23 protein-coding genes are annotated in these 26,296 nt (G+C 69.1%); 20 read left to right on the top strand and 3 right to left on the bottom strand.

Going from position 1 to position 26,296, the window contains the following annotated elements; translation table 11 throughout:
* Nucleotides 1–142 precede the first annotated feature (142 nt).
* From BJ972_RS06795 to BJ972_RS06785, 3 genes are read left to right on the top strand one after another with little or no spacing between them, the layout of a single operon-like run.
* Entirely contained in the window at nucleotides 143–664 is a 522-nt protein-coding gene (locus BJ972_RS06795; protein WP_129173122.1) for a cation:proton antiporter regulatory subunit, read from the top strand.
* Complete coding sequence (locus BJ972_RS06790; RefSeq protein WP_129173120.1) at nucleotides 664–2,175, top strand: cation:proton antiporter; 1,512 nt, start codon at nucleotides 664–666, stop codon at nucleotides 2,173–2,175. Before BJ972_RS06795 ends, BJ972_RS06790 begins: the two co-directional genes overlap by 1 nt.
* Nucleotides 2,176–2,183: 8 nt before the next feature.
* Nucleotides 2,184–2,972, top strand: coding sequence for an SURF1 family protein (locus BJ972_RS06785; RefSeq protein ID WP_241830732.1), 789 nt, complete (start codon nucleotides 2,184–2,186; stop codon nucleotides 2,970–2,972).
* Here the strand turns inward: BJ972_RS06785 and BJ972_RS06780 are convergent.
* A complete protein-coding gene (locus BJ972_RS06780; protein ID WP_129173116.1) occupies nucleotides 2,969–3,376 on the bottom strand; it encodes a VOC family protein in 408 nt (135 codons plus the stop codon). The genes BJ972_RS06785 and BJ972_RS06780 overlap by 4 nt on opposite strands.
* A gap of 84 nt (nucleotides 3,377–3,460) precedes the next feature.
* Between BJ972_RS06780 and BJ972_RS06775 the strand changes: the two genes are divergently transcribed.
* The 7 genes from BJ972_RS06775 (at nucleotide 3,461) to BJ972_RS06745 (ending at nucleotide 10,910) form a co-directional block, all read left to right on the top strand.
* Nucleotides 3,461–4,090 (top strand): TetR/AcrR family transcriptional regulator, encoded by a 630-nt coding sequence (locus tag BJ972_RS06775; protein WP_129173114.1) that lies wholly within the window; start codon nucleotides 3,461–3,463, stop codon nucleotides 4,088–4,090.
* 4 nt (nucleotides 4,091–4,094) lie between these two features.
* A complete protein-coding gene (locus tag BJ972_RS06770; protein WP_129173112.1) occupies nucleotides 4,095–4,556 on the top strand; it encodes a DUF3817 domain-containing protein in 462 nt (153 codons plus the stop codon).
* Nucleotides 4,553–6,148 (top strand): glutamine-hydrolyzing GMP synthase, encoded by a 1,596-nt coding sequence (gene guaA / locus BJ972_RS06765; RefSeq protein WP_129173110.1) that lies wholly within the window; start codon nucleotides 4,553–4,555, stop codon nucleotides 6,146–6,148. The genes BJ972_RS06770 and guaA overlap by 4 nt, the downstream gene beginning before the upstream one ends.
* Before the next feature lie 158 nt (nucleotides 6,149–6,306).
* Nucleotides 6,307–6,723, top strand: coding sequence for a YciI family protein (locus tag BJ972_RS06760; protein ID WP_129173108.1), 417 nt, complete (start codon nucleotides 6,307–6,309; stop codon nucleotides 6,721–6,723).
* Nucleotides 6,724–6,747: 24 nt separating this feature from the next.
* Entirely contained in the window at nucleotides 6,748–7,995 is a 1,248-nt protein-coding gene (locus BJ972_RS06755; protein ID WP_129173106.1) for an RNA polymerase sigma factor, read from the top strand.
* 190 nt (nucleotides 7,996–8,185) lie between these two features.
* Nucleotides 8,186–9,886: an ABC-F family ATP-binding cassette domain-containing protein gene (locus tag BJ972_RS06750; RefSeq protein WP_129173104.1), complete on the top strand. Its 1,701-nt coding sequence runs from the start codon at nucleotides 8,186–8,188 to the stop codon at nucleotides 9,884–9,886.
* Nucleotides 9,887–9,962: 76 nt separating this feature from the next.
* Entirely contained in the window at nucleotides 9,963–10,910 is a 948-nt protein-coding gene (locus tag BJ972_RS06745) for an L-lactate dehydrogenase (RefSeq protein WP_129173102.1), read from the top strand.
* A gap of 80 nt (nucleotides 10,911–10,990) precedes the next feature.
* Here BJ972_RS06745 and BJ972_RS06740 read toward each other — a convergent pair whose 3' ends face one another.
* The gene (locus BJ972_RS06740) at nucleotides 10,991–11,803 is read right to left on the bottom strand and encodes a Bax inhibitor-1/YccA family protein (protein ID WP_129173100.1); all 813 of its coding nucleotides are present in this window, start codon (nucleotides 11,801–11,803) and stop codon (nucleotides 10,991–10,993) included.
* Between the two features lie 103 nt (nucleotides 11,804–11,906).
* On the opposite strand from BJ972_RS06740, the gene BJ972_RS06735 reads away from it, so the two are divergent.
* Together BJ972_RS06735 and BJ972_RS06730 are read left to right on the top strand one after the other, a co-directional pair.
* Nucleotides 11,907–12,896, top strand: a complete 990-nt coding sequence (locus tag BJ972_RS06735) for a glycerophosphodiester phosphodiesterase family protein (RefSeq protein ID WP_129173098.1) — start codon at nucleotides 11,907–11,909, stop codon at nucleotides 12,894–12,896.
* 50 nt (nucleotides 12,897–12,946) lie between these two features.
* Nucleotides 12,947–15,415 carry an ATP-dependent helicase gene (locus tag BJ972_RS06730; protein WP_129173096.1) on the top strand — a complete coding sequence of 823 codons (2,469 nt, stop codon included), beginning with the start codon at nucleotides 12,947–12,949 and terminating at the stop codon, nucleotides 15,413–15,415.
* Between the two features lie 161 nt (nucleotides 15,416–15,576).
* Here the strand turns inward: BJ972_RS06730 and BJ972_RS06725 are convergent, their stop codons facing one another.
* Entirely contained in the window at nucleotides 15,577–17,331 is a 1,755-nt protein-coding gene (locus BJ972_RS06725) for a hypothetical protein (protein WP_129173094.1), read from the bottom strand.
* A 243-nt stretch (nucleotides 17,332–17,574) separates the two neighbouring features.
* On the opposite strand from BJ972_RS06725, the gene sucC reads away from it, so the two are divergent.
* The 8 genes from sucC to BJ972_RS06685 all read left to right on the top strand — a co-directional run bounded on the left by sucC (nucleotide 17,575) and on the right by BJ972_RS06685 (nucleotide 26,266).
* Entirely contained in the window at nucleotides 17,575–18,738 is a 1,164-nt protein-coding gene (gene sucC, locus BJ972_RS06720; RefSeq protein ID WP_129173397.1) for an ADP-forming succinate--CoA ligase subunit beta, read from the top strand.
* 28 nt (nucleotides 18,739–18,766) lie between these two features.
* The gene (sucD, locus tag BJ972_RS06715; protein WP_129173092.1) at nucleotides 18,767–19,654 is read left to right on the top strand and encodes a succinate--CoA ligase subunit alpha; all 888 of its coding nucleotides are present in this window, start codon (nucleotides 18,767–18,769) and stop codon (nucleotides 19,652–19,654) included.
* 67 nt (nucleotides 19,655–19,721) lie between these two features.
* Nucleotides 19,722–20,234 (top strand): hypothetical protein, encoded by a 513-nt coding sequence (locus BJ972_RS06710; RefSeq protein ID WP_129173090.1) that lies wholly within the window; start codon nucleotides 19,722–19,724, stop codon nucleotides 20,232–20,234.
* A gap of 21 nt (nucleotides 20,235–20,255) precedes the next feature.
* Entirely contained in the window at nucleotides 20,256–21,248 is a 993-nt protein-coding gene (dhaK, locus tag BJ972_RS06705; protein WP_129173088.1) for a dihydroxyacetone kinase subunit DhaK, read from the top strand.
* A 3-nt stretch (nucleotides 21,249–21,251) separates the two neighbouring features.
* A complete protein-coding gene (gene dhaL / locus BJ972_RS06700; RefSeq protein ID WP_129173086.1) occupies nucleotides 21,252–21,896 on the top strand; it encodes a dihydroxyacetone kinase subunit DhaL in 645 nt (214 codons plus the stop codon).
* A 58-nt stretch (nucleotides 21,897–21,954) separates the two neighbouring features.
* Nucleotides 21,955–23,388: a hypothetical protein gene (locus tag BJ972_RS06695; protein ID WP_129173084.1), complete on the top strand. Its 1,434-nt coding sequence runs from the start codon at nucleotides 21,955–21,957 to the stop codon at nucleotides 23,386–23,388.
* Between the two features lie 67 nt (nucleotides 23,389–23,455).
* The gene (locus tag BJ972_RS06690; RefSeq protein WP_129173082.1) at nucleotides 23,456–24,664 is read left to right on the top strand and encodes a cell division protein PerM; all 1,209 of its coding nucleotides are present in this window, start codon (nucleotides 23,456–23,458) and stop codon (nucleotides 24,662–24,664) included.
* Between the two features lie 57 nt (nucleotides 24,665–24,721).
* Nucleotides 24,722–26,266 carry an APC family permease gene (locus BJ972_RS06685; protein WP_129173080.1) on the top strand — a complete coding sequence of 515 codons (1,545 nt, stop codon included), beginning with the start codon at nucleotides 24,722–24,724 and terminating at the stop codon, nucleotides 26,264–26,266.
* Nucleotides 26,267–26,296: the final 30 nt, after the last annotated feature.

The raw sequence follows: 26,296 nt of genomic DNA, 5'->3' as shown, positions 1-26,296 counted from the left end.
CACAGCCGGTGCGCCAGCCCGGCTGGCGCAATGCGCACGAGGTGGCGCAGAGGAGCGCGATGGCGGGCCCGCGCGAGGGGATGACGCGGGCGGGGCGGCCATAGAATGAGGTGAAAGCCCACCGACTCGAGGAGTGTCCGCCATGGTCGACGTTCGACGGGTGAAGCTGCCTGGTGTCGGGGTGCTGCACACCTTCGTGACCGACGACGGCGGCAAGGTCGGTGTCATCGCGCACCGGTCGGGTCACAGCGACCTCATCACCTTCGCCGACGACGACGCCGGGCCGGAGGGCGACAAGGTCTCGCTGCGTCTCAACGAAGACGAGGCGCACACGCTCGCCGAACTCCTCGGCGGAACGCAGATCACCGAGTCGCTCACGTCGCTCGACCAGATCCCCGGCCTCAGCATCGACTGGTTCACGGTCGACTACGAAGACCACATCGCGGGTCAGGCGCTCGGCAACCCCGCCGATCGCGGAGTCGTCGGACTCACCGTCGTCGCCGTCGTGCGCGGCGAAGCGGCGAACCCGGCCCCCGCGCCCGACTTCAAGGTCTTCCCGGGCGACACGCTCGTCGTCGCCGGTTCACCCGAGAAGGTCGCCCGAGCCTTCCACTTCTTCCGCACGGGAGAGAAGCGGGCGAACGACGGACCACCCGGGCTCTGATGCATCTCGGCGAAGACCTCATCACACTCGGGCTGCTGTTCGTCGTCGCCTACGGACTCGGCCGTCTCGCCAAGCTCATCGGGCTGCCCTCGATCCCCGTCTACATGATCGTCGGGCTCCTCGCGAGCCCGAACACGACGTGGATCCCGATCAACTTCGAGAGCCACTACCTCGAACTGATCGCCGTCTTCGGCCTCATCCTCCTGCTCTTCAACCTCGGTCTCGAGTTCGATCAGGACGAGTTCTTCGCGAACGCCGGCAAACTCCTCGTCTCGGGCGGCTCCTACGTCGTGATCAACATGGGCGTCGGGCTGATCTTCGGCTTCATGGTCGGTTGGGGTACGCGCGAAGCGCTCATCATCGCGGGCATGACGGCGACGTCGTCGAGTGCGATCGTCACGAAGCTGCTCATCGAACTCGGTCGTCTGCCGAACCGTGAGACGCCGATGATCCTCGGCGTGACGGTCATCGAAGACATGTTCATCGCGATCTACCTCGCGATCGTGTCGGTCGTGCTGAGCGGCGAGACCGAGCTGTGGCCGATGATCGGAAAACTCGCGATCGCCTTCACCTTCCTCGTCGTGATGTTCACGGTGGCGAGGTGGGGCGGCCGGTGGGTGTCGACGCTCTTCAAGACGAAGGACGACGAGCTCTTCACGATCCTCTTCTTCGGCCTCGCGATGATGTTCGGCGGCCTCGGAGAGGTGCTGGGCGTCACCGACGCGATCGGAGCCTTCCTCATCGGACTCGTGCTCGGCGCGACGCGGTACCACGCGAAGATCGAGCAGATCGCGGTTCCCTTGCGTGACGTGTTCGCCGCGTTCTTCTTCGTGAACTTCGGGCTCTCGATGGACATCGGGGCGTTCCCCGACGTCGTCCTCCCGGTCGCGATCGCCGTCGTGATGACCGTCGTGCTCAACATCCTCGCGGGGCAGTTCGTGGCGTGGCTCAACGGCATGGGTCCCCAGCAGGGCATCAACACGACCGTCATCCTGCAGAACCGCGGCGAGTTCGCACTCATCCTCGCGACGCTGTCGTTGTCGGCCGGCCTCGACCCGCGCATCCAGCCATTCGCCGGCCTCTACGTCCTCGTCATGTCGATCATGGGCCCGATCCTCGCGGCGAACTCGGAGAAGATCGGCGCCGTCATCCTGCGCAGTTCTCGCCGCCGCCCGCCGCCGCGGCCCCGGGAACGCTCGAGCGAGGCCATCGCGCTCGTCGAAGCGGCGACGCGAGGCGATGCCGCCCCGCAGGACGGCCCGTCGGTGATGGACAGCGCTCCGGCGAGGGACAATAGAGAGTCGGCCGCGGCGAACGGGGTCGTCGATCCGCGCTCCGAGGAGCCGTCGGTCGAGGTGGTGCGAACCGCCCCCGTCGACGTGATCGATGATTTCGACGCGGGCGACGGCACCGTGGTGGGTGGCCGGGCGAGTGAACTCGAGCGGCTCGCCCGACAGGCCATGGCGCAGTCCGACCATGAACCCACGACAGACCGGGAAACCGACTCCTGATGCTCCACATGATGCTGCGTCCTCGCTGGATCGCCGCTCTCATCCTCGCCCTGGCGATCTCCGCCGCCTTCGCCCTGCTCGGTCAGTGGCAGATCGAGCGGGCGATCGAGTCGAGCACGACGATCGAGTACCCCACCGAGGACGTCGTCGCGCTGACGGACGTCGCGGAGCCGGATGGGCCGACGGCGCAGGCGATCACGGGCCAGCGCGTGAGCGTCGAGGGCAGCTTCGTGCCGACCGACTTCTCGCTCGTCGAGGGCAGACTCAACCTCGGTGAGGCGGGTTGGTGGGTCCTCGGGCACCTCGAGACGGATGCCGGCGGCCTGCCGATCGCGCTCGGCTGGGCGCCGACCGAGGCCGATGCTCAGGCCGCACTGGCCGAGCTCGAGGCGGAGACGCCGGAGCCCGTCGAGTTCCTCGGACGGTTCCTCCCGAGCGAAGCGCCCGTGAAGCCGGAGGAGGGTGCCGACCCGCAGTCGACCTCGACGGTCGCCGTCGCTCAGCTCATCAATCAGTGGGAGGGCTTCGACGATCGACCCGTGTACTTCGGTTACGTGATCTCCGACGACGCTCCCGTGGGTCTCACGGCGATCGATGCGCCGCCGCCCGAGCAAGAGGTCGACGTCAACTGGCTCAACATCTTCTACGCGGTCGAGTGGGTCGTGTTCGCAGGCTTCGCGATCTTCCTCTGGTACCGCCTCGTGCGCGACGCCGTCGAGCGCGAGCAGGAGGAGGCGGAACTCGCCGCGGCCGATGCCGCGACCGCCGCCGAGAAGGCGTCGGTCGACGCGAGCTAGTCGGTCGAACCGAAGGCGGCGAGGAACTCGGCCGACGGTTCGATCTCGGTGATCACGTCGACGAGCACGTCGCCCGGGTCGCGCACGATGACGTGACGCTGGCCGAAGGCCTCGTCGCGCAACTCCTGTACGACGGTGACGCCGGCAGCCTCGAGACGCGCGGCCACGGCGTCGACGTCGTCGACCTCGACGTTGACGAGCACCCCGCGGGCGCGCTCGCGGTACCCCTCGGGGATGGTCGGGTGCGTGCTGTCGAGGATCGCGAGCTCGGCGCCGTCGGGATGCCGGAGGCTCACGTACCAGTCGGAGTCGAACGTCACGTCGAAGTCGAAGAACTCGCGGTAGAACGCTGCGCTCGCGCCGACGTCGGTCGCGCACAGTACGGGGTAGACGGTGGTGGCCATGGCTCCTCCTCGATTGACATACAGACTGTATGTGTCTGTCGAGCATGCGTGACATACAGTGTGTATGTCAAGAGGGGAGTCGCGATGGCCGAAGTCACCGAGCACAGCTCACGCGGCACGAAAGCCGAGCAACGTGATCGATCGCGCGCGCTCCTCATCGACGTCGCGACCGAGCGATTCGCTCGCGACGGCTACCACGCGACCGCGCTCGAGGGTCTCGTCGCCGACGCGGGCCTGACGCGAGGAGCGCTCTACCACCACTTCGCGAGCAAGATCGGACTCTTCGAAGCCGTGCTCCAGAGCGCGCTCGAGCGCGTCGCCGAGGCGGTCGAACGGGCATCCGACGGCGATGCGCCCGCCCGCACGCGGTTCCTGTCGGGGTGCCGGGCCTTTCTCGAGGCGAGCGTCGACCCCGCCGTCCGCCGCATCCTGCTCGTCGACGGCCCCATCGTGCTCGGCTGGGACGCCTGGCGCGACGGTGACAGCGCGACGAGCGCGAGGCTCCTCGACGTCGGCCTGCAGGAGCTCGTCGATGCCGGTGACATCGACGAGCGCGATCTGGCCGCCGTCTCGGCGATGCTCTCGGGGGCTCTCAACGAGGTCGCTCTGTCGCTCGGCGACCGGCGCGAACCCGAGCCCGAGATCGATGCCGCGATGCGTGTGCTCGAGCGCTTCCTCGGCGGACTGGCCGCTCCTGAGCGACCGGTAGAATAGGCCCATGCCCCTCGAGCCCAAACTGGTCGATTTCCCGCGCATCCGCGGGGCACTGAAGTTCTACATGATCTGCTCGGTCATCACCGGCGTCATGCTGCTTCTGTTGACCGCCGAGATGATCCTCAAGTACGCCTTCCATCTCGAACTCTTCGCGTTCGGCGCGGGCGGTTTCCTGTCGTTCGCCGAGATGCGCGAGACGGCCGAGGGCCTCGAGTCGACCGGCGACGGAGTGAACCTCTCGACCGGCATCCTCATCGCCCACGGCTGGTTCTACGTCGTCTACCTCTTCAGCTGCTTCCGCGTGTGGAGCCTCATGCGATGGACCTTCCCCAAGTTCCTGCTCCTCGCATCGGGCGGCATCGTGCCCTTCCTGTCGTTCTTCCTCGAGGCGCGCACCGCGCGCGAGGTCAACACCTACCTGGCCTCGCGTGAGGCGTCCATCGAGCCTGTGGAGGCCACCGCGTGAGCGAGACCGTTCAGAACTCCGAGACCGAGCAGCGCCCGGTACTCGTCGTCGACTTCGGCGCCCAGTACGCCCAGCTCATCGCGCGACGCGTGCGTGAGGCATCCGTGTACTCCGAGATCGTGCCGCACACGATCACGGCCGACGAGGTCCGCGCGAAGAACCCCGTCGGCATCGTCCTCTCCGGCGGACCGTCGTCGGTCTACGAGGCCGGCGCCCCGTCGCTCGACCCGGGCATCCTCGAACTCGGCGTGCCGACCCTCGGCATCTGCTACGGCTTCCAGGTCATGGCTCAGCAGCTCGGCGGAACCGTCGCGCAGACCGGGCACCGCGAGTACGGATCGACCGCGGTCACCGCGCTCACCGACGACGGCAACGTGCTGCTCGGCGGCCAGCCGTCGGCTCAGATCGTATGGATGAGCCACGGCGACTCCGTCTCGATCGCCCCCGAGGGCTTCGACGTGCTCGCCTCGACCGCGACGACGCCCGTCGCGGCGTTCGCGAACGACGAGCAGGGCTTCTACGGCGTGCAGTGGCACCCCGAGGTGAAGCACTCCGAGTACGGCCAGGATGTGCTCTCGAACTTCCTCCACAAGGCGGCGGACATCCCCGCCGACTGGAACCCCGGCAACGTCATCGCCGAGCAGGTCGAGCGCATCCGCGCCCAGGTCGGCTCTGCGCGCGTGATCTCCGCCCTCTCGGGCGGCGTCGATTCCGCCGTCTCGACCGCGCTCGTGCAGGAAGCCGTCGGCGACCAGCTCACCGCCGTGTTCGTCGATCACGGGCTCCTCCGTCAGGGCGAGCGCGAGCAGGTGCAGCAGGACTACGTCGCCGCGACCGGCGTGCGCCTCATCACGGTCGATGCCGCCGACATCTTCCTCGACGCCCTCGCCGGGGTCACCGACCCCGAAGAGAAACGCAAGATCATCGGCCGCGAGTTCATCCGCGCCTTCGAGCAGGCCGAGCGCGACCTCATCGCCGAGGCGGCCGCCGACGGCGAGCCCATCAAGTTCCTCGTGCAGGGCACCCTCTACCCCGACGTCGTCGAGTCGGGTGGCGGAACGGGCACCGCCAACATCAAGAGCCACCACAACGTCGGCGGCCTCCCCGAAGACCTGCAGTTCGAGCTCGTCGAACCGCTGCGCACGCTCTTCAAGGACGAGGTGCGTGCCATCGGCCGCGAACTCGGGCTCCCGGAGCCGATCGTCGCGCGTCAGCCCTTTCCGGGGCCCGGCCTCGGAATTCGCATCGTGGGCGAGGTCACCCGTGATCGTCTCGATCTGCTCCGTGAGGCCGACGCGATCGTCCGCGCCGAGCTGACGGCGGCCGGCCTCGACGCTGCGATCTGGCAGTGCCCCGTCGTGCTCCTCGCCGACGTCCGTTCGGTCGGCGTGCAGGGCGACGGCCGCACCTACGGTCACCCCATCGTCCTCCGTCCCGTCTCGAGCGAAGACGCGATGACCGCCGACTGGACCCGCGTGCCGTACGACGTGCTCGCGAAGATCTCGAACCGCATCACGAACGAGGTGAAGGACGTCAACCGCGTCGTGCTCGACGTCACGTCGAAGCCGCCGGGAACGATCGAGTGGGAGTAGCCGCTACGCGGTGAGAGGGGCGTTCCGGGTGCCGGAGCGCCCCTCTCTACTTTTCTGTGGGAGTTTTCGTGATCGTGTCGATTTCGATCTTTCCCGTTCGACGCGTCAGTGAGAGGGTCGAAACGATCGGCCCACCGACATTCCTCAAGGAGATCACCATGAAGTTCATGCTGCTGATGAAGAGCACCCCTGAAGCCGTCGAGGAGTCGAAGGACCTCGACTTCGAGGAGATCATCGCGGCGATGGGGCGCTACAACGAATCGCTCATCGCTGCCGGCGTCATCCTCTCGGGCGAGGGCCTCGCCGACATCTCGGAGGCCGTCCGCGTCGACTTCGGGAGCGAAGTTCCCGTCGTCACCGACGGACCGTTCACGGAGGTCAAGGAGATCTTCAACGGCTTCTGGATCCTCGAGGTGTCGTCGAAGGACGAGGCCGTCGAATGGGCGAAGCGCTGCCCGCTCGGTCCGGGCTCCTGGCTCGAGGTGCGACGCGTCCCGGGTATCGAGGAGTTCCCGCAGGACAACGAGTTCATCCAGCGCGAGGTCGAATGGCGCGCCGAGCACGGCCAGCTCTGAGACACCCGGCCGCGGGAGCACCCCATGACGGATGACGCGGAGCGAGTGCCGCGCGCGGTCGCGGCGATCTGGCGCATCGAAGCCGCCCGGATCGTCGCGACCCTCACCCGCGTCGTGGGTGACTTCGGTCTCGCCGAAGACCTCGCGCAGGAGGCGGTGATCGACGCGCTCGCGCAGTGGCCGGTCGAGGGCGTTCCCCGGAACCCCGGGGCCTGGCTCACCGCCGTGGCGAAGCGGAAGGCGATCGATCACTGGCGCCGCCGCGAGCGACTCGACGACCGCTACCGCGCGATCGCGCACGACCTCGAGTCGCGGAGCGACACCGACGCACCGTGGGACCCCGACCAGATCGACGACGACGTGCTGCGCCTCGTCTTCATCTCGTGCCACCCCGTGCTCGGTCGCGAGGCGCGGATCGCGCTCACGCTCCGTGTCGTCGGAGGCCTGTCGACCGAGGAGATCGCGCGTGCGTTCCTCGTGCCGACGGCGACCATCCAACAGCGCGTCGTGCGAGCGAAGAAGACGCTCGCCGCCGCGAAGGTGCCGTTCGAGGTGCCGAGTCGCGACGAGCTCGGCGCGCGCCTCGGATCGGTGCTCGGTGTGCTCTACGTGATCTTCACCGAGGGCCACACCGCGAGTTCGGGGGAGACGTGGGTGCGCGTCGACCTCGCGCAGGAGGCGCTGCGGCTCGCGCGCGTCCTCGCCGAGCTCCTCCCCGACGAGAGCGAGGTGCTCTCGCTCGTCGCCCTCTTCGAGTTCCAATCGTCTCGCTTCCCGACGCGCGTCGATGCGCACGGCGAACCGATCCCGCTCGCCGACCAGGACCGCACGCGCTGGGACCGCGCCCAGATCACTCGGGGAGTGAGGGCGCTCGAGCGCGCCGATGCTCGTGGTCGGGGGCGCGGTGCCTACGGCCTGCAGGCCGCGATCGCCGAGTGCCACGCGACCGCGGCGACCTTCGCCGACACCGACTGGGAGCGCATCGTGCTGTTGTACGAGGCGCTCGGACAGTTGGCCCCCTCGCCGGTCGTGGAGCTCAATCGTGCCGTCGCGGTGTCGATGGCCACCGGGCCGGCGTCGGCGCTCCTGATCGTCGATCGGGTCGCGGCACAGCTGCAAGGCCACCACATCGTGCCGAGCGTGCGCGGCGAGCTGCTCGCGCAGCTCGGTCGTCGGGATGAGGCCCGAAGCGAGTTCGAGGAGGCCGCCCGGTTGACCGCGAACGATCGCGAACGCGCGGTGCTCCTCGCCAAAGCGGCGACTCTCGGGTGACGTTCGCGTCGAACGCTGGTAGCCTGAACGAGCTATGAAGTAGATCCCCGACTCCGTCCCGCGCCTGAGGCGCCGTTGACGTCGGGCCGTAGCATCCGCGATCCATCCGATCGCGACGACCCCCTCGTCGACCGGCACAGCCCGGCGGGACTCCACGCATCCGTCGGATGCTCGTCGAACGGGGGTCTCCATGGCCGCATCATCTCCGCAACTGATCATCGACGGCGTGAGCCGCATCTTCGCCGCGCGCCGCGTGCTGTCCGACGTCTCGCTCACCGTGGCACCCGGCGACCGGATCGGGCTCATCGGCGAGAACGGGGCCGGCAAGTCGACCCTGCTCGGACTCGCCGCGGGTCAGAGCGAACCGGATGCCGGCTCGGTGACGCGACCTCCGCGCACCGCGCTGCTCAGGCAGGAGCCGGAGTTCTCGAGCGACGCCACCGTCGGGCGCGTGCTCGATGCGGCGCTCGCCGAGGTACGCGCGATCGAGGAGGAGTTCGACGCCGCGGCGGTTGCTCTCGCGGACGGCTCGCCCGCGTCATCCGCTCGCTTCTCGAGGGCGCTGGATGACGCCGAGCGCGCCGAGGTCTGGACGGCTGAGGCCCGCCGGGCGACGGTCGTCGCCGCGCTCGGGCTCGACGGGCTCGAGCGGTCGCGACTCGTCACCGATGTCTCGGGCGGTCAGCGCAGCCGCCTCGCGCTCGCCGCCGTGCTGATCGGCCGCCCCGATGCGCTCCTCCTCGACGAGCCGAGCAACCACCTGGATGACGCGGCCGTCGCGTTCCTCGAAGAGCACCTGCGTTCGTGGCCCGGCCCCGTGCTGTTCGCGAGCCACGACCGCGCGTTCCTCGACGAGGTGGCGACGGGGCTCGTCGACCTCGATCCGGCCGCAGCCGCCCATACCGACGGCGCGGTCCGGCGGACGCGCGCTCACGCGACGGGCGCCGTGTCGGAGGCCCAGACGACGACCGTCTTCGGCGGGTCGTTCACCGAATACCTCGACTACAAGTCGGCCGAGCGTGATCGGTGGGAGCGGCGCTTCGCCGACGAGCAGAGCGAGCTCGCCCGCCTTCGGCGCACCGCCGACGTCACGGCGCGCACGATCGCGCCGGGGCGCGGACCGCGCGACAACGACAGGTTCATCCATAAGTTCAAGGGAGCCAATCAGGATCGCGCGATCGCTCGTCGCGTGCACAACGCCGAGATGCGCCTCGCGGCCCTCGAGGCCGAGCAGGTGCGGAAGCCGCCGGCATGGCTCGAGTTCGCGGGCATCCCCTCCGGCTCCCACGGGTTGACCGAGGGGCTCCTCGTGCACGCCCGGTCGGTGCGCGTCGGGACGCGCCTCGCCCTCGAGAACTTCTCGATCGCGGCCGATGAGCGACTGCTCGTGACGGGTGCGAACGGCGCGGGCAAGTCGACGCTCCTCGGGCTGCTCGCCGGCGCGATCGCCGCCGACGGAGGGCATGTCGATCGTCGTCGGGGCCTGCGCGTCGGTGTGCTCGAACAGGACGTGCGCTTCGCTCGCGCCGAGCAGTCGGTGCGCGAGCTCTACGAGACGACCCTCGGCGAGGCGCGTGCGGCGGCGGTTCCGCTCGGCGAGCTCGGCCTCGTCGCACCGCGCGACCTCGACCGTCCGGTGGGCGTGCTCTCGATCGGACAGCAGCGTCGTGTGGCGCTCGCGCTCGTCATCGCGCGGCCACCGCACCTCTTCCTGCTCGACGAGCCGACGAACCACCTCTCGCTCGCTCTCGCGACCGACCTCGAGGCCGCGCTCGGCACCTATCCCGGAGCCGTCGTGATCGCGAGCCACGATCGCTGGCTGCGCCGCCGCTGGGAGGGAGCGACGCTCGAACTCCGTGACGGCCGGCCCGTCATCCCCGTCGGATTGTGACGACCTGATGCCGTTCCGACGCGCCCGGAACGACATCGACGAGTCACACACCGAGGGGGAGCGGCAGAATGGGCGGGTGAGCGTTATCGAGAATTCGAAACTGTCCATCATCGGTGCGGGAAGCGTGGGCACGAGCCTCGCCTATGCCGCCCTCATCCGCGAGTCGGCGCGTCACATCGCGCTCTACGACATCAAGAAGTCGAAGGTCGACGCCGAGGTGCTCGATCTCGCGCACGGCACGCAGTTCACGGGCTCGAGTGACATCGTCGGCGGCGATGACATCGACGTCGTGGCCGGGTCGCACGTCGTCGTCATCACGGCCGGCGCGAACCAGGCGCCCGGCCAGACCCGGTTGGAGCTCGCCGGCACGAACGCGCGCATCCTCGAGTCGCTCATGCCCCAGCTCGTCGAGCGCGCACCCGAGGCGGTGTTCATCCTCGTGACGAACCCGTGCGACGTGCTGACCGTCGTCGCCCAGCAGGTGTCGGGGCTGCCCGCCGAACGCGTCTTCGCGTCGGGCACGGTCCTCGACACCTCGCGCCTTCGGTGGAAGCTCGCGCAGCGCGCCGGAGTCTCGACGGCGAGCGTGCACGCGCACATCGTCGGTGAACACGGCGACACGGAGTTCCCGCTGTGGTCGTCGGCGACGATCGGCCCGGTTCCCCTCCTGGAGTGGAACGGCGGGCAGACGTTCGAGGTCGACGAGCTCGAGTCGATCGCCCGCGACACCCGCGATGCCGCCTACGCCGTCATCGAGGGCAAGGGCGTCACGAACTACGCGATCGGCCTGTCAGGTGCCCGCATCGTCGAGGCGGTGCTGAACGACGAGCACGCCGTCATGCCCGTCAGCACGGTGCTGTCGGGATTCCACGGCATCGACGGTGTCGCCCTCTCGGTTCCGAGCATCGTCGACGCGGGCGGCGCGCACCCCCTCGCCGAAACGCGTTTCTCTACCCTCGAGGAGGAGCGCCTGCAGGCATCCGCCGAGGCCCTGCGCACCTCACTCGCGGCGCTCGGCCGATAGACCGAACGGATGCCGGTGCGAACCGGTTCCGGAAACGACGAAGGGCCGCCCGAGGGCGGCCCTTCGTGGTGCACCAGTCACTAGTCGCGAGCGATCGCGAGCATGCGGAGGATCTCGAGGTAGAGCCAGATGACCGTCACCATGATGCCGAAGGCGCCCGACCAGCCGAACTTCTTCGGGGCGCCGGCGTTGACGCCCTTCTGGATGTAGTCGAAGTCGAGTACGAGCGAGTAGGCGGCGAGGATCACGACGAAGATGCCGAGGATGACACCGAGGGGGATGCCCATGATCTCGACGTCACCGCGGAGACCCCACGGGTTTCCGCCGGCGCCGCCGAAGATCATGATGCCGACGTTGACGAGCGAGAAGACGAGGTAACCGACCATCGCGATGAGGAAGATCTTGGTCGCGCGCTTCGAGGCACGCACCTTGCCGCTCGCGAAGAGAGCGAGCGTCACGCCGACGACGACGAGCGTCGCGATGACGGCCTGAACGACGATTCCGGGGCTGATCGCCTCGTACCACGCCGAGATTCCACCGACGAAGACACCCTGTGCGGCCGAGTAGGCGAGGATGAGCGCGGGAGACGGCTCCCTCTTGAAGATGTTGACCATCGCGAGCACGAAGCCGACGATGCCGGCACCGGCCCAGACGATCATCAGATCGGCGGTCATCCAACCGATGGCGGCGCCGACGAGCAGCACCGCGAAGGCGGCGACCGTCTTCTGGACCGTGTTCTCGACGGTCATGACCTCGGACGCCGGCAGACGCGGCGGAGTGGAGGGCTGGTTGTAGAGGTCCTGCAGGTCGCCAGCGCTCATCGTCTTGGCGGCGACGGCACCCTGGCCGTTGAAGGCCGGGTTGCGTGAGAAGGCGGGATTGTCGAGGGCCATGGTTCCTTCGCTTTCATTGCGGGGGAGTCGTCAGACAAATCTATCGGACGAATCCGGGAGACCACCGAGATCGCCTGTATTCCTGCGCGATTACGCTGAAGGCATGAAGCCACTCGTCATCGGTCATCGAGGTGCGAGCGGATATCGGCCCGAGCACACCCGCTCCGCCTACGAACTCGCCGTCGCCCTCGGGGCGGACGCCGTCGAGCCCGACATCGTCGCGACGCGCGACGGCGTGCTCGTGCTACGGCACGAGAACGAGATCTCGGGCACCACGGATGTCGCCGAGCGGGCCGAATTCGCGAGCCGTCGCACGACGCGGGAGGTCGACGGTCAGCGACTCACCGGCTGGTTCACCGAGGACTTCACGTGGGCGGAGCTCGCGACCCTGAGGGCGCGCGAGCGTATCGGCGCGATTCGCGCGTCGAGCGCGACGTTCGACGGACGATTCCCGATCCTGAGGCTCGCCGACCTCTTCGAACTCCTCGACACGGCGTCGGAGGAACGGGGGAGCGGTGTCGGCATGGTCGCCGAGATCAAGCACGCCACGCACTTTGCGGAGGCCGGGCTTCCGCTCGATGAGCTCTTCGCCGCAGAAGCCTCCGCGGCGGGCTGGGCGCTCGACGACGACAGGGTGACGTTCGAAGCGTTCGAACTCGATGTGCTCGACCGCCTCGGCGCTCGCTCGGCGGGCTCTCGTCGCGTGTTCCTCCTCGAGGACGCCGGAGCGCCGTTCGATCAGGTCCGTGCTCGCGGCGCCGATGCCCTTCCGTACGCGCAGTACCTGACGCCCGCCGGGCTCGACGGCCTCGTGGGGCGCGTCGACGGCATCAGCATCCCGAAGAACCTCGTTCTCGCGACGAGCGGACCTGGCCTCATCGGCGAGGCGCACGCGCGCGATCTCGCGGTGTTCACCTGGACGCTCCGACCCGAGAACCGCTTCCTCGCCGCCGAGCACCGATGCGGTCGCGACAAGGCCGCGTTCGGCGACTGGCCGACCGAGTTCGCGGCGATCCTCGGCGCGGGCGTCGACGGCATCTTCGTCGATCACCCCGACCTCGGCGTCGAAGCCCGCGCGAGCTTCATCGGCTAGGACACCGGCTCGAACGGGTGTCGGTGGTCGCGCCTAGACTTGTGCGCGCCATGACCCTGATTCTCGATCCTGATGAGCCTGGCGGCTGGAGCGACGCCCCGCCCGCGGCATCCGCACTCGTCGACGGGCTGAACCCCGAACAACGCGAAGCCGTCGAGTACCGCGGCCCCGCGCTGCTCATTGTCGCCGGTGCCGGCTCGGGCAAGACCCGCGTCCTCACCCATCGCATCGCCGGCCTCCTCGAGAGCCGCGACGCGTGGCCGAGCCAGATCCTCGCGATCACCTTCACGAACAAGGCCGCGGCTGAGATGCGCGAACGCGTGCGCCACCTGCTCGGCGACGGCGCCGACGGCATGTGGATCTCGACGTTCCACTCGGCGTGTGTGCGCATCCTGCGCCGCGAGGCCGACGCGATCGGGCTGTCGAGCACGTTCACGATCTACGACTCGGCCGACACGCGCGTCATCCTCAAGCGCATCATCAAAGACCTCGACGCCGACACGATGGGCTTCACGCCCGCGGGCGTGCAGGGCAAGATCTCGAAGCTCAAGAACGAGCTCGCCGACGCCGACTCGTACGCGCGGAACGCCAACATGAACGACCCGCACGAGGTCATGTTCGTCGAGATCTTCCGGCAGTACGCCCGGCGCCTGCGCGATGCGAGCGCCCTCGACTTCGACGACCTCATCGGCGAGACCGTGTACCTCTTCCGGGCGTTCCCGAAGACGGCGGCGCTCTACCAGCGGCGCTTCCGGCACATCCTCGTCGACGAGTACCAAGACACGAACCACGCGCAGTACTCGCTCATCCATGAGTTGACCCGGCCCGTCGCACCCGAACTCGTCGACGAGATGGAGTCGCAAGGGCTGCACGTGCGCTCCCTCGCCGACTCGTCGGGCTCGATCCCGGGTGCCTCGCTCACCGTCGTCGGCGACTCCGACCAGTCGATCTACGCCTTCCGCGGTGCCGACATCCGCAACATCGTCGAGTTCGAGCGCGACTTCCCGGGTGCTCGGGTCGTGCTCCTCGAGCAGAACTACCGCTCGACCCAGAACATCCTCTCGGCGGCCAACGCCGTCATCGGCAACAACTTCGACCGAAAAGACAAGAAGCTGTGGACGGCCGTCGGCGACGGCGAGAAGATCACGGGCTACACGGGCTACACCGCGCACGACGAGGCGCAGTTCATCGCGGACGAGATCGAGGCCCTGCACCGATCCGGCGTCGACTATCGCGACATCGCCGTGTTCTATCGCACGAACGCCCAGACCCGAGCGCTCGAAGAGATCTTCGTGCGCTCCGCACTGCCCTATCGCGTCGTCGGAGGTACCAAGTTCTACGAGCGCGCCGAGATCAAGGACGCCATGGCGTACCTGATCTCCGTGGCGAACCCGCTCGACGAGCTGGCACTCCGCCGCATCCTCAACACCCCGAAGCGCGGAATCGGGCCGGCGACGGTCACGGCCCTCGCGACGTTCGCCGAGCAGAACGAGATCTCGTTCCGGCAGGCGATGCGTGCCGCCGCCGGCCTCGGTCTCGGTCCGAAGGTCACCGCGGCGATCACGGCTCTCGCGAACCTCCTCGACGAGGCGGCGCTGATGCTCGTTCCGCCGACGCCCCCGGCCGATGCCCCCGCCGATGCGCCGGCCCCGGCGTCGTCGGTCAAGGTCTCCGACGTCCTGTCGCACCTCTTGACGGGCAGCGGCCTGCTCGACGCGCTCCGCAACAGCCGTGACCCGCAAGACGAGGCGCGCGCCGAGAACGTCGACGAGCTCCTCGCCCAGACGAAGGACTTCGACAAGGACAACCCCGACGCGACCCTCGTCGACTTCCTGACGCAGGTCTCGCTCGTCGCCGCGGCCGATGACCTCGACGATGCGTCGGGCACGGTGTCGCTCATGACGCTGCATACAGCGAAGGGCCTCGAGTATCACGCGGTCTTCGTGACCGGTATCGAAGAAGGCCTGCTCCCTCACCAGATCTCCGCCTCTGAACCGGGTGGTCCTGCCGAAGAGCGTCGCCTCTTCTACGTCGGCATCACGCGCGCCCGAGTGCGTCTGTATCTCTCGCTCGCGATGAGCCGTGCGCAGTTCGGCGAGACGAACGTCGCGCTGCCGAGCCGCTACCTGCAGGAGATCCCCGAGGAACTGATCGACTGGAAGCAGTCGCCCGGCATGGCGAACTCGCGAGGCGGAACAGGCCCGCGTGCGCTCAACGCGCGTCGCCAACCGGGCGCAGACCGCTGGGGCTCGTCGTACAACTCCGACCGGTTCTCGGTCGCGGCTTCGACGAAGCCCGCGCGTGCTGCCGGTGCCGAGTGGCCGAACAAGGTCACGGCCGTTCGAGACAACGGCGACCTCACCCTCGACGCGGGTGACCGCATCCGTCACGCCGACTTCGGTGAGGGCCGCGTGACCCAGGTCACGGGCGAGGGCACGAAGAAGGTCGCGCACGTGTCGTTCGATTCTGCCGGGCAGAAGAAGCTCCTGATCAAGATCGCTCCGATCGAGAAGATCTGACGACGAGAGAGACGCCGCCGCCCCGGGATGTACCGGTGCGGCGGCGTTTCTCATTCCCGGCGTGGACGACTGCTCGGCCACCGCTCCCGGCGTCAGCGATCGTCCGGCCGTTGCTCACGGCGTCGCCGTGCTCGTGGTGGGCCGTGAGTCGAGCATGCCTGTCAGTCGAGCGGCGTCTCCCGCTTGCGTGCGGCGCGGATTCCGAGTCCGACGGCGACTCCCGCTGCCCCGAACACGAGCAACGACGCGGCCGCAGCGATGAGGGCGCCGGTCTCGGGGCCCGTCTCGGCGAGAGCGCCGGGTGGGGTCACCGTTGGCGTGGGTTTGGTCGTCGGGCTGGGCTCGGGAGACGGACTGGGCCCGGGGCTAGGGCTGGGTTCGGGACTGGGGCTCGGCTCCGGCGTCGGCTCCGGTGTCGGCCCCGGGGTCGGCGTGGGCTCGGGAGACGGCGTGGGTTCCGGTGTCGGCGTGGGCTCGGGAGTCGGCGTGGGTTCCGGCTCCGGCGTGGGCTCCGGCGTGGGCTCGGGAGTCGGTTCCGGTGCCGGAGGCGCCTCGACGAGCGTGATCTCCTCCGCCACTCCGAACGGGCCCGTCCAGGGAGTGAACGGCGTGCCTCCAGTACCCGGGCTCGAGTCAGACGGCCTGATGGTCTCGACCCACACGTAGTAGCCGGGCCGCTCGACGGTGCAGGTCGGCGTCGCGTAGTCGCCGGGCCCGCGATCGATGACGGTCACGACCGCGCAGACCTCGGGAGCGTTCTTCGGGGTCGTCCGCGAGAGCTTCGGCGATGATGCGAACGGGCCCAGGAGGCGGGAGCGCACCGTGACCTCGACGGGAAGCCAGCTGCTGCCCTTCGGGTACACGCCCCACTCGGAGTCACCCGCCGCGGAGACGGTCAGCCGGTCGTGGATCTCCGCTCCGGGCGCCACACGTGCATCGCTCGTTCTCGTGGTGACGACGGGGCTGAATGGAGCCGGGTTCGCGCCGATGTAGCGCGTCGTCGATTCGGCCCGAGATTTCGTCGGCAGCGCGACGGCGAGGCTCTGCACGCCGCCCGGTGCGCGAGCGATCATGAGGCCGTCGCCGTAGGGCAGATCGTCGAAGACGACGGTCGCGCCCACGCCGACGCGCGCGGGTCCGCTCGCGACGATCACGTCGATCGTCTCGCCGTTCGCGATGCGTGCCGTCTTCGTGCCATCGGCGAACGTCGCTCCCTGAAGCGTGATCGTGCCGCTGTGGGACGACGACGCAAGGGGCCACTCCGTGCCATCGAGGCCCGCGACGAACAGCTCGGCCTTCGCACGGAGCCCGCCGCCCGTCGAGTCGAACGACGCGACGGCTCGCACGGACCGCGTGGATTCCGACTCGGAGCGAGCGAGGAAGTCCGACGAGAGCGCCGCCACACGTGCCGCCGACGCGCCCGCACGAGCGGCGACCTGCTCGACGGTCAGGCCGTGCAGTCCGGTGATGCGCCACGTCGCCAACTGCCCGGCGGCGGCGATGTCACGGTCGGTCGACGAACCCGCGATCCGGGCGATCGTGGCGAGTCGAGCCGCCGTCCGATCGTCGAACCACGCGAGATCGTCGTTCGAGGCGTACTCGACCGGTGCTCCGAGCGGCACGGCGAGCGAGCGATCGAGGCAGAAGCCGAACGCCCCGTCGCCGAGCGCCCACGACCCGAGCCACGTGCCGTCGCTCGCGGAGCGGTGACCATGGCCGGGCGACGTGACCGAGGTCGGCGGTGGAGCGGTCGCGATGCGCGGCGTGAGCGTGTGCGCTGGGAGGGGAGCGGTACCCGGCAGAGCGGTCGCAGCACCGGCCGCGATGAGAGTCGCTGCAGCGCCGAGGAGGACGCCCGAGGCGAGTCGGGAGGCGAGAGAGGTCGCGCCGGAGCGCGCGGTTCTGAATCGGATCATGCGGTCAGCGTCGCGGCTCGGGGAAGCGCCCGCTCGAGTCATCCGTCCGCTCGTGCACTTCGCCCGACGTCACGCGGATGTGCAGGGGAGGAGCGATCCGGCTGATTCGAAGTGTTCCGGGTGGGGGCGTAGAGTTCTCTACGGCCCGACCGTCTCGACATCGAGAGAAAGTGTCTCGACATCGAGAAATGTTCGGGGCCATCGACCCCAGCGCCAGAGCTGAATGCGGATTGGATGACCAGCGTGGATCTGTACGAGTACCAGGCCCGAGACCTCTTCGAAGAGTACGGGGTGCCCGTTCTCCCCGGAATCGTCGCCGACACTCCGGAGGAGGTGCGTGCAGCAGCCGAGAAGCTCGGCGGCGTCGTCGTCGTCAAGGCCCAGGTCAAGGTGGGCGGTCGCGGCAAGGCCGGCGGCGTCAAGGTCGCGAGGACCCCCGATGAGGCTGAGGAAGCGGCGAAGGCCATCCTCGGACTCGACATCAAGGGCCACATCGTCAAGCGCGTCATGGTCGCCGGTGGCGCCCGCATCGCGCAGGAGTTCTACTTCTCCGTGCTGCTCGACCGGGCCAACCGCTCGTACCTCTCGCTCACGAGCGTCGAGGGCGGCATGGAGATCGAGCAGCTCGCCGTCGAGAAGCCCGAGGCGCTCGCGCGCATCGAGATCGACCCGGTCTCCGGTATCGACGCGGCCAAGGCCCGCGAGATCGCCGTCGCCGCGAACTTCCCCGACGAGCTCGTCGACAAGGTCGCCGACGTCTTCGTGAAGCTCTACGCCGTCTACACCGGTGAAGACGCGACCCTCGTCGAGGTCAACCCGCTCATCCTCTCGGAGGAGGGCGACATCATCGCCCTCGACGGCAAGGTCACGCTCGACGAGAACGCCGAGTTCCGTCACCCGAAGCACGCGCAGCTCGAAGACAAGGACGCGGCCGACCCCCTCGAGGCCAAGGCCAAGGCTCAGGACCTCAACTACGTGAAGCTCGACGGCGAAGTCGGCATCATCGGAAACGGCGCGGGCCTCGTCATGTCGACGCTCGACGTCGTCGCCTACGCGGGTGAGAACCACGGCGGCGTGAAGCCCGCCAACTTCCTCGACATCGGTGGTGGAGCATCGGCCGAGGTCATGGCCGCCGGTCTCGACGTCATCCTCGGCGACCCGCAGGTCAAGTCGGTCTTCGTCAACGTCTTCGGCGGCATCACGGCCTGCGACCAGGTCGCGAAGGGCATCGTCGGCGCGCTCGCCGAGCTCGGCTCCGCCGCCAACAAGCCGCTCGTCGTGCGCCTCGACGGCAACAACGTCGAAGAGGGCCGTCGCATCCTCAACGAGGCGAACCACCCCCTCGTCACCCTCGCCGCCACCATGGACGAAGGCGCCGACAAGGCCGCCGAACTCGCCAACGCGTAAGCCACGGACACAGGACAGGAATTCAGCAATGTCGATCTTCCTCAACAAGGACTCGAAGGTCATCGTCCAGGGCATCACGGGCGGCGAAGGCTCCAAGCACACGGCGCGCATGCTCGCCGCGGGCACCCAGGTCGTCGGAGGCGTGAACGCCCGTAAGGCCGGCACGACCGTCCTGCACGGCGACGTCGAACTCCCCGTCTTCGCCACGGTCGCCGAGGCGATCGAGAAGACGGGCGCCGACGTGTCGATCGCGTTCGTGCCCCCCGCCTTCACGAAGGACGCCGTGATCGAGGCCATCGACGCCAAGATCCCGCTCCTCGTGATCATCACCGAGGGCGTGCCGGTGCAGGACTCCGCCGAGTTCTGGGCCTACAACCAGGCCCAGGGCGGCACGACCCGCATCATCGGCCCGAACTGCCCCGGCATCATCACGCCGGGCGAGTCGCTTGTCGGCATCACGCCCGCGACGATCACCGGCAAGGGCCCCATCGGTCTCGTCTCGAAGTCGGGGACGCTGACCTACCAGATGATGTACGAGCTGCGCGATCTCGGCTTCTCGACCGCCATCGGCATCGGCGGCGACCCCGTCATCGGCACGACGCACATCGACGCGCTCGCCGCGTTCGAGGCCGACCCCGAGACGAAGGCGATCGTCATGATCGGTGAGATCGGTGGAGACGCCGAAGAGCGCGCCGCCGAGTTCATCAAGGCCAACGTCACGAAGCCCGTCGTGGGCTACGTCGCCGGCTTCACGGCTCCCGAGGGCAAGACCATGGGCCACGCCGGCGCCATCGTCTCGGGCTCCGCGGGAACCGCTCAGGCGAAGAAGGAGGCCCTCGAGGCCGCCGGCGTCAAGGTCGGCAAGACCCCGACCGAGACCGCCGACCTGCTGCGCGAGGTCTACGCGGCGCTCTGACGCACACAGCGATGAACGGAAGGCCGGGGCGAATGCCCCGGCCTTCCGTCGCTCCTACACTGTGCTCATGACGATTCATCCCGAGCCGACTCGGCGCCCGGTGCCCGTCGCGACGTTCGCGACCGAGGAGTCCGTCTACGGGATCATCCTCGTGGCCGGCATGATCGTCGTCACGGGCCTGCACGAGGCCTCGGCGTGGAGCACCTTCTGGGTCGTCGACCTCACGGTGCTCGTGTTCTGGGCCGCCCACGTGTACGCGGGCACGCTCGCGCGCTACGGCGCGTCGGAGGACGGCGTCGAGGGCTTCCGCGAGGCGTTCCGCGATGCGCTCGGCCACTCGTTCGGTCTCCTCGCCGCGGCACTCATCCCGTCCGTCATCCTCCTGCTCGGTGCGACGCAGGTCTTCTCCGACGAGATCGCGACGTGGCTCGCCCTCTGGTCGGGCGTCGTCGTGCTCGGGGTTCTCGGCTATCTCGCGTTCGCCCGGCGCACGCCGTCGATACCGCGACGCCTCCTCGGCGCCGTCGCCACGGCGATGTTCGGCGTCGCGATGATCGCACTGAAGGCGCTCGTCCACTAGGGCGTGATCGAGAGGATGACGATGCGGAAGTTCATGGACGACCCCGACGACCTCGTCGCCGACGCCCTCCGCGGTCTCGCCGCAGCACACCCGGAGCTGAGGGTCGACCACGCCGCGGGCATCGTCTATCGGGCCGAGCCCGCACGACCGGGCACGGTCGGCGTGATCTCGGGCGGCGGCTCGGGTCACGAGCCGCTGCACGCCGGATTCGTCGGACTCGGGATGCTCGATGCCGCCGTCGTCGGCCCGCTCTTCACGTCGCCGACGCCCGACCGCATCCTCGAGGCGACGACGAACGTCGACTCGGGCGCCGGCGTGCTGCACATCGTCAAGAACTACACGGGCGACGTCATGAACTTCGACATGGCCGCCGAGTTCGCCGCGGCGTCCGGTATAGACGTGCGAGCCGTCGTCGTCGAGGACGATGTCGCCGTCGAGGACTCGCTGCACACGGCGGGACGCCGGGGGACGGGCCTCACCGTCATCCTCGAGAAGATCGTCGGTGCCGCTGCCGGCGAGGGCCGGTCGCTCGACGACCTCGTCGCGCTCGCTCAGCGCATCGTCGCGCACGGCCGGTCGATGGGAGCGGCGCTCTCGAGCTGTTCGGTTCCCGGCCACGGCGAGCCGGCCGTCATCCCCGAGGGCGAGATGGAGTTCGGCGTCGGAATCCACGGTGAGCCGGGTCGATCGCGTCTGCCCTTCCGCGGGGCTCGCGACCTCGCCGCACGCCTCGTCGACTCGGTCGTGCACGAACTCGAGACGAGCGACGACCCCGCCATCGTCATGCTCAGCGGTCTCGGCGGCACACCGCTCATCGAGCTCCACGTGGTCTACGGTCACGTCGCCCGCGAGCTCGAGTCGCGGGGCATCGCGGTGGCCCGCAGCCTCGTCGGCGATTACGTGACGTCTCTCGACATGATCGGTTGCGCGCTCACCGTTCTGCGCGCCGATGATGACATGATCGGACTCTGGGACGCGCCGGTGCGGACGCCGGCGCTCAGGTGGAAGGCATGACGGATGACGACAGCTGACGCACTCTCGATCGAGGTCCTCGTCGACTGGCTGGCGCGCTTCGCCGCGCGGGTCGCTCGAGACCGCGTCGAGCTCACCGAACTCGACACGGCGATCGGTGACGGCGATCATGGCGCCAACCTCGCGCGAGGAACGGCGGCCGTCGCCGACCGGAGCGAGCACGGCGACACCGTCGAAGCCGAGGCCAAGAGCATCGGGATGACGCTCGTCACGACCGTCGGCGGAGCGAGCGGCCCCCTCTTCGGCACGTTCTTCCTCCGTTTCGGCGTCGCGGCGGGCCCCGTCACCTCACTCGACACCCGCGGCGTCGCGCTCGCTCTGCGCGCCGGTCTCGACGGGGTCGTGGAACGCGGTCGCGCGGAGCGCGGCGACAAGACCCTCGTCGACGCACTCGCTCCCGCCGTCGATGCGTTCGAGGAACGTGCGGCCGCCGGAGACGACCTCGATTCGTGCGCGTCGGCAGCGCGAGAGGCCGCTCGCCGCGGCCGCGACGAGACCGCGCCGCTCCTCGCGCGGAAGGGCCGCGCGAGCTACCTCGGCGAACGCAGCATCGGACACGTCGATCCCGGTGCGCAGTCGACCACGTACCTCTTCGATGCCTTGGTCGACGCACTGCGCGACGACGCCTGATCGCGCGCGGACCGCGCTGACCGCTACTCTGAGCGCACATGCGTGAGGGGAGCCTGTCATGGTCCGCGAGACAACAGCCGAGCTGAGGGCGCGTCTCGATGCCCTCGAAGCCGAGAACGACGCCCTCCGCGCCCGAGCCGACGCGGCGGCCGCCGAGGCGGATGACGCTCGCGCCGATGCTCGTGCGGCGCGAGCCGAGATCGACGACGCCCGCGCCACGCTTCCCCTCGACGTCAGGGATTCCGCCCCGAAGCGCCACCGGGGCCGCGCCGTGCTCGCCGGCGCCCTCATCGCACTCGGTGTGCTCCTCGCTCCCGTCGCCGTCGTCGCCGGGTGGGCCCGGGCCGAACTCGTCGACACCGATCGATTCGTGTCGACCTTCGCTCCGATCGCTGAAGACCCCGCCGTGCGGGCCTTCGTCGCGGCCGAGGTGTCGACGGCCATCACCGAGGCCGTCGACATCGACGCTCTCACCGCCGAGGTCTTCGACGGAATCCGCACCCTCGACCTTCCCGCGCCGGCGACGCGCGCGCTCGGGCTGCTCGAGCAACCCGCAGCGACGGGACTCCGCACTCTCGTCGACTCGTCGGTGCGCGCGATCGTCGAGTCCGACGCCTATCGCGTCGCCGTGAACGAAGCGCTCAGGATCAGCCACGCCCAGATCGTGTCGGCTCTGCAGGGGGACCCGCGTTCGACGGTCGCCATCGGAAACGACGGAACGGTGAGCCTCAATCTCGGGCCCGTCATCGCCGAGGTCAAGACACGACTCGTCGACACGGGTGTCGGATTCGCCTCCGTCATCCCCGAGATCGAGCTCGTCGTTCCCGTCCTGCAGTCCGACGGCCTCGGGTCGGCGCGCACGATCTACGCGCTGGCGGTCGCCGTCGGCACGTGGCTGCCGTGGGTCGCGCTCGCCTTCCTCGCCCTCGGGGTCGCCGTGGCGCCGAGGCGCTCGCGCGCCCTTCTCGGCGCGAGTATCGCGCTCGCCGCGATCTCGGCGCTCCTCGCCGTGGTGTTCTCGATCGCCCGCGTGCTATTCCTCGGTTCGGTCTCGCCGTCGATCATCCCGACCGACGCGGCCTCGGTGATCTACGACGGTCTCGTGCAGCGCATGATCGACACGACGGTCGCCGTCGCCGTGCTCGGCGCGTGCGTCGCGATCGTGACGTGGTTCGCCTCGACCGCGGCTCTGCCGACGCGTCTTCGTGCCTTCATCGGTGATGGGCTCGGGAGCGTGCGCGTCGCGGCCGAGCGGCGGGGGATCACGACGGGTCGCTTCGGTGTCCTGCTGCACCAGAACCGTGTGCTCGCACGCACCCTGGTCGGCATCGTCGCCGCCGTCGTGCTCATGTTCGGTCGCCCGCTCACCCCGGCTCTCATCATCTGGACCGTGGTGCTCGCGCTCGTCGTCGTGCTCGTCCTCGAGCTCGTGCAGCGACCCGACGGCGCGCGCGTCGCGCCCGTCGACGACCCCGTGCCGCAGGCCGGCTGAGCCGATCCCGGCTCGCCCCGCACGTCGGCCGTCTCCTGCCCGGCACCGCGGCTAAGCTCCCACAGGAATGAAGCGCTCAACCACCGTCCTGCTCTCCGCCCTCGAGGCGTTCGTCATCGTCGCAGTGGGGTTCGGCGCAGCGCTCGTGCCGCTCACCCTGCTGTGGGCCACGACCTTCGGTCTCGCGGTCGACTTCGGCGCCTTCTGGCGCACGGCCGCCGACGTCTGGCTGCTCGGCAACGGTGTCGACGTCGTCGTGCGCTTCGATGAGGCGACGGCGCTCTCACTCGGAGCCACGACCGAGGCCTTCACGCTCTCCATCGCGGCTCTCGGTTTCGCCGTTCTCACCGTTCTGCTCGCGGCGCGCGTCGGGCGCCGCGCCGCCGAGGCCGGCCACATCCTCGCGGGGCTCGTGTCGGGCGTCGTCGTCGTGGGAGCGTTCGCCGCACTCCTCGGGCTCACCGCCGGGTCGGCGGTCGCGTCTCCCGTCGTCGTGCAGGCGCTCATCTTCCCTCCGCTCGTCTTCGCGGGAGGCTTCCTGCTCGGAGCGATCGCCGAGCAGCGGCGCTCGGCGACGGGACTCGAGGTCCCCGGTCTCCTCGGAGACCGGCTCGCCAACATCCCCTCGGCTGTACGCTCGGCGATCGCCGACGCCGCACGCGGGGGAGGGGTCGCCGTCTCGGGCATCCTCTCGGTCTCCGCGGCCGTCGTGGGCGTGCTCATCCTCGCCGACTACGCGACGCTCGCGAGCCTCTACCAGACGCTGCAGGCGGGGATCGTCGGCGGCCTCGCCCTCACCCTCGCCCAGCTCGCCCTCCTGCCGAACGCCATCGTGTGGACGGCGTCGTGGCTGCTCGGCCCCGGCTTCGCCCTCGGCACCGGCACGACGGTGTCACCCGGCGGAACGGTGATCGGGCCGCTGCCCGGCATCCCCCTGCTCGGCATCGTCCCGAGCGAGACGCCGGCCGTCGGCCTGTTCGGGCTGCTCGTCCCCGTCGTGCTCGGCTTCGCCGTCGGGTACGTGCTCGAGCGTCGAGCCGTCGAGGGCACGTGGCTGACGACCGCCCTCCGCGGTGTCGGGATCGGTCTCGTCGCGGGTGTCCTCCTCGGGCTGCTCGCCTGGTGGTCGTCGGGGGCGGCCGGCCCCGGTCGCCTCGTCGACGTCGGGCCCGACGGACTCCTCGTGGGCGCCGTCGCGGCCGCAGCGGTGGGCGTGCCTGCGCTCCTCGGTTCGGTCTCCGCCCGCGCCACGAATCGCGTCTCCTCGACCCTCTGACGCTCGGTGCGGGCTGGGTGCTAATGTGCGATCACCCTGCTGCACCGAGGAGGAACGATGTCGACGTCACCCGATCTCTCCGAACAGCGTGCCGGCGGTAAAGGCCTCGCGACCGGCACACTCGGCCTGTGGGGCTCGACCGTCATCGGACTCGCCTCGACGGCCCCCGTCTACTCGCTCGCCGCGACCCTCGGTTTCGTCGTGCTCGCCGTGGGGGCGCAAGCGCCGATCGCCTTCATCATCGCGTTCGTGCCGATGCTGCTCATCGCCTTCGCCTACCGCGAGCTGAACCGGGAAGTACCCGATTGCGGCACGACGTTCACGTGGGCGACGAAGGCGTTCGGGCCGTGGGTCGGCTGGATGGGCGGCTGGGGAGTCGCCGTCGCCGGCACCGTCGTGCTCGCGAACCTCGCCCAGATCGGCGGCATCTACTTCTGGCTCCTCGTCGCCCCCGACCTCGCCGAGAACGTCTTCGTCGTGACGCTCACGGGCGTCGTGTTCATCGCGCTCATGAGCTACATCAGCTGGCGCGGCCTCGAGATCGGCGAGCGGCTGCAGAACGTGCTGCTCGCCGTGCAGTACATCGCCCTCGTGCTCTTCGTCGTACTGAGCGTCGGCTCGATCCTCATGGGCAACGCACCCGCGACGGCGACCGCGCCGAGTATCGAGTGGTTCAACCCGTTCGCCTTCGAGTCGTTCGACGGCCTCGTCGAGGCGGTGCTCCTCGCCCTCTTCATCTACTGGGGCTGGGACACGTGCCTCGCTCTCAACGAGGAGACGAAGGACCCGAAGCGCATCCCCGGCCGCGCCGCGGTGCTCACGACCGTCATCCTGCTCGTCACCTACGTCGGCGTCACCGTCGCGGCGATGTCCTTCGCCGGCCTCGGCGACTCGGGCCTCGGCCTCGGCAACGAGGGCAATGCCGACGACGTCTTCTTCGCGCTGAAGGACGCCGTCTTCGGGCCCTGGGCATGGCTGCTCGTGCTCGCCGTCATGATCTCCGCGGTCTCGTCGACGCAGACGACGATCCTGCCGACCGCGCGCGGAACGCTCGCCATGGCGGTGTACAAGGCGCTGCCGAAGAGGTTCGCGACGGTGCACCCGCGCTTCAAGACCCCGTCGTTCTCGACCCTCTTGATGGGATTCGTGGCCATTGTCTTCTACGTCGGGATGACGCTCGTGAGCGACAACATCCTGCAGGACACCATCCTCTCGCTCGGTCTCGCGATCGCCTTCTACTACGCCATCACGGGCTTCGCGTGTGTCTGGTACTTCAAGGACGCGCTCTTCGACACGGTCGGTCACTTCTTCAACCGGTTCCTCTTCCCGCTCATCGGCGCGCTCCTCCTCACCGGCGCGTTCATCTTCTCGGCGATCGACATGTTCGACCCCGACTACGGCTACACGGTGCTCTTCGGCGTCGGCGGCGTGTTCGTCGTCGGAGTCGGTTCCCTCGCCCTCGGCGTCGTGCTCATGATCGTCTGGTCGTTCTTCTCCGACTCGAAGCCGTTCTTCCGAGGCCGCTCGCTCAACCGCGAGACCGAAGTGCTCGTGCCCGACGAGGAGCAGCCGATCATCCGCTCGATCGATGGCGGCATCTGACCCCGAGAGAGCGGGTGGATGACGCGTGTG

Source organism: Agromyces atrinae, from assembly GCF_013407835.1.
Classification (GTDB): domain Bacteria; phylum Actinomycetota; class Actinomycetes; order Actinomycetales; family Microbacteriaceae; genus Agromyces; species Agromyces atrinae.
This window is presented reverse-complemented; position numbering and strand designations above follow the sequence as displayed.